Source organism: Streptomyces polyasparticus, assembly GCF_014493765.1.
In the GTDB taxonomy this organism is placed as follows: domain Bacteria; phylum Actinomycetota; class Actinomycetes; order Streptomycetales; family Streptomycetaceae; genus Streptomyces; species Streptomyces polyasparticus.
The window spans coordinates 1-3,154 of the sequence record NZ_JACTVJ010000075.1; the positions used below are offsets into that span (position 1 = coordinate 1).

The 3,154-nt window shown below is 66.0% G+C and carries 3 protein-coding genes; 2 read left to right on the forward strand and 1 reads right to left on the reverse strand.

The window, feature by feature from the left end; translation table 11 throughout:
* The first annotated feature begins 155 nt into the window (after positions 1 to 155).
* Both istA and istB read left to right on the forward strand, forming a co-directional pair.
* Entirely contained in the window at positions 156 to 1,805 is a 1,650-nt protein-coding gene (istA, locus tag H9Y04_RS45470) for an IS21 family transposase (RefSeq protein WP_187820121.1), read from the forward strand.
* Entirely contained in the window at positions 1,802 to 2,593 is a 792-nt protein-coding gene (gene istB, locus H9Y04_RS45475) for an IS21-like element helper ATPase IstB (protein ID WP_187820122.1), read from the forward strand. The genes istA and istB overlap by 4 nt, the downstream gene beginning before the upstream one ends.
* A gap of 33 nt (positions 2,594 to 2,626) precedes the next feature.
* On the opposite strand, the gene H9Y04_RS45480 is transcribed toward istB, so the two are convergent.
* Entirely contained in the window at positions 2,627 to 3,004 is a 378-nt protein-coding gene (locus H9Y04_RS45480; RefSeq protein ID WP_187820123.1) for a hypothetical protein, read from the reverse strand.
* Between the last annotated feature and the right edge of the window lie 150 nt (positions 3,005 to 3,154).

Below are 3,154 nucleotides of genomic sequence, written 5' to 3' on the forward strand. Positions count from 1 at the left end.
TGACTCTGTCTACGAGTAGCGACAGCGTTTGACGGTCAGTTCTGGCAGCGGCCGGTGACGGCGTGACGTGATGTCGATGAGTTTTGGCAGCGGCCACAGGGTTGCGGTGGGACTATCGGAGTGCTCCTCGTGTTGAGGGGGCGCCGATGCCGCCGATGTCCAAAGTCGATCTGTACGCGGCGATCCGCCGTGATTCCCGTGCGGGCCTGTCGAAGCGGGCTCTGCAGCATAAGTACGGTGTCGGGTTCCGTACGGTCGAGAAGGCGATGTCGTCCGCCTGGCCCGAGCCGCGCAAGAAGCTCCCGCCCAGGCCGACTCGGCTGGACCCCTACAAGGGGCTGATCGACGCGATGCTGAGGGCCGATCTGCGGGCTCCGCCCAAGCAGCGGCACACCGCGAAGCGGGTCTTCGACCGGCTGGTGGACGAGCACACTGCGGCGGAGATTTCGTACGGGATGGTGCGGGACTACGTGCGGGTGCGCCGGGACGAGATCCGGCTTGCGGCTGGATTCGGGGTTGCGAAGGCGTTCGTGCCGCAGTCGCACCGGCCGGGCGCCGAGGCGGAGGTCGACTTCGGGGACGTGACGGTGCGACTGGCCGGCGAGACGGTCAAGTGCGTGTTGTTTTCCTTCCGCCTGTCCTACTCGGGCAAGGCAGTCCACCGGATCTTCGCCACCGGCGGCCAGGAGGCGTTCTTCGAGGGACACGTCCACGCCTTCAGGGTCCTCGGTGGGGTTCCGACCGGCAAGGTCCGCTACGACAACCTCAACTCGGCGGTCGCCCAGGTGCTGGGGTTCAACCGGGCCAGGGTTGAGACCGAGCGGTGGACCGCGTTCCGCTCGCACTTTGATCTGGAGGCGTTCTACTGCCGCCCCGGGATCGAGGGCGCCCACGAAAAGGGCGGGGTTGAGGGCCAGATCGGCTACTTCCGCCGCAACCACTTGGTCCCGGTCCCAGAGGTCGCCTCGCTGGCCGAGCTCAACGAGATGGTCGACCGGTGGGACCAGGAAGACGACGCGAGGCGGATCCGCTCCCGGCCGCGGACGATCGGCGAACACTTCGCCGCCGAGGCTCCGTTATTGAAGCCGCTGCCGATGGAGGCGTTCGAGACCGGTCGTCTGTTTTCGCTGCGGGTCAACCGCTACAGCCAGATCGGAGTCCGCACAAATCACTACTCGGTACCGGTCCGGCTGATCGGGAAACGGGTGCGGGTCATGCTGCACGCGTCCGAGCTGGTGGTCTACGACCAGGGCGTCGAGGTCGCCCGGCACGAGCGGTTGATGGGCAAGGCCCAGTCGAGGATGGTCCTGGATCACTACCTCGAGGTCCTGATCCGCAAGCCTGGTGCACTGCCCGGCTCGACTGCGCTCGAACAGGCCCAAGCGGCAGGCAAGTTCACCCCGGTCCATGACGCCTGGTGGGCCGAGGCTCGCAGGCTGCACGGCGACAAGGAAGGAACCCGGTCACTGATCGAGGTGCTGCTGCTGGGCCGGCACATCGCCCACGAGTATCTGGTGGCCGGTCTGGCTTCCGCACTGCGGGCCGGAGCGATGACCTCGGACGCAGTCGCCCTGGAGGCACGCAAATCGGCCGACGCCGACGACGGTGTCACCGCTCTCACCCTGTCGGACCCCCGATCCGGCCTCCTGCCGGCGAGAGCACCGGGCGTGACCTCGCTGACCGCACGACGGATCGCGCGACTGCCACCCGACACCCGGCCGCTGCCCTCGGTGGCCGCCTATGACCAACTTCTGCGTCACCCCCGGCCTCATAGCCGGACCAGCCACGAGGGAGAAATGCCATGACCGCCAAACGCCGCGGACTGACCGAACAGGCCGCCGACACCGCCATCGAGGGCGCTTGCAAGGCTCTACGCCTGCCCACGATCCGCTCCCAGTTCGAAGAGATCGCCACGGACGCGGCCAAGACCCAGATGACCTATCGCGGGTTCCTCGCCGAGCTGCTGCTGGCCGAGTGTGACGACCGGGCCCGCCGCCGGTCCGAGCGCCGGATCAAGGCCGCCGCCTTCCCTCGGCAGAAGTCCATCCGAGAGTTCGACTTCGACGCCAACCCCAACATCGACGCCGCTGTGATCCACACCCTCGCGAAGTGCGAGTGGGTGAGGAAGGGCCTGCCGCTCTGCCTGATCGGCGACTCCGGCACTGGGAAGTCTCACCTGCTGATCGCACTGGGCACCGAAGCCGCCATGGCCGGATTCCGGGTGAAGTACGTCCTGGCCACCAAGCTCGTCAACGAGCTCGTCGAGGCCGCCGACGAGAAACAGCTGACCAAGACGATCGCCCGCTACGGCCGCGTCGATCTTCTATGCATCGACGAACTCGGCTACATGGAACTCGACAAGCAGGGAGCCGAGTTGATGTTCCAGGTTCTGACCGAACGCGAGGAGAAGAACAGCGTCGCGATCGCCTCCAACGAAAGCTTCGGAGGCTGGACAAAGACCTTCACCGACCCCCGCCTCTGCACCGCCATCGTGGACCGCCTCACCTTCGGAGGGAACATCATCGAGACCGGCACCGATTCCTTCCGTCTCGCCCAGACCAGGGCCCGCAACGAACGCAAGGACGCTGGCTGACGACCAGAGAGGGCTCTTCCTCGATGAAGACCGTCACGCCGCCGAGACAGGCCCCGACCGACCGAATGCCCGGAACACGTAGTCGTCGAGGAGTTCGCCGAACACGTTCGGCGAGGTGACCTGCGGGGCCTCGCTCACGACCTCGTCGGCAAGATCCGCGAGGAACTCGACATCGGCCCAGCCACCTCGGAACAGCACCACAGACAGCTCGGCATCCGCAGGACCCGCAATACGGATCCCGACAGAGTCGGGATCTTCTACTCGTGAACGATCCTCTTCGAGAGGCTGCGGCCATGCCGCAGCCTCATCCCGCCAAGTGACCGGACCGGCCACCAGACCGCCAGCCGTCCATCGCTGCCGGCGAGCAACAATCTGAGCGGCCGCCTGATCAAGATCGATGATTCTCTCCACCAGCCGATCATCGACCACGCGACACCATCGAGTCCACCGGTTACAACCCTCGAACCGCTGCCAAAACTCACCGACATTCCATGGCCCACCAAGCAGGAAACGCTGCCAGAACTCACCGACATGCGCTGTCACTTACCGCCGACAGAGCCA

Excerpts from the sequence above, each read along its gene's own strand:
- istB (WP_187820122.1), top strand. The coding sequence starts at position 1,802 with ATGACCGCCAAACGCCGCGGACTGACCGAACAGGCCGCCGACACCGCC.
- istA (WP_187820121.1), top strand. The coding sequence starts at position 156 with ATGTCCAAAGTCGATCTGTACGCGGCGATCCGCCGTGATTCCCGTGCG.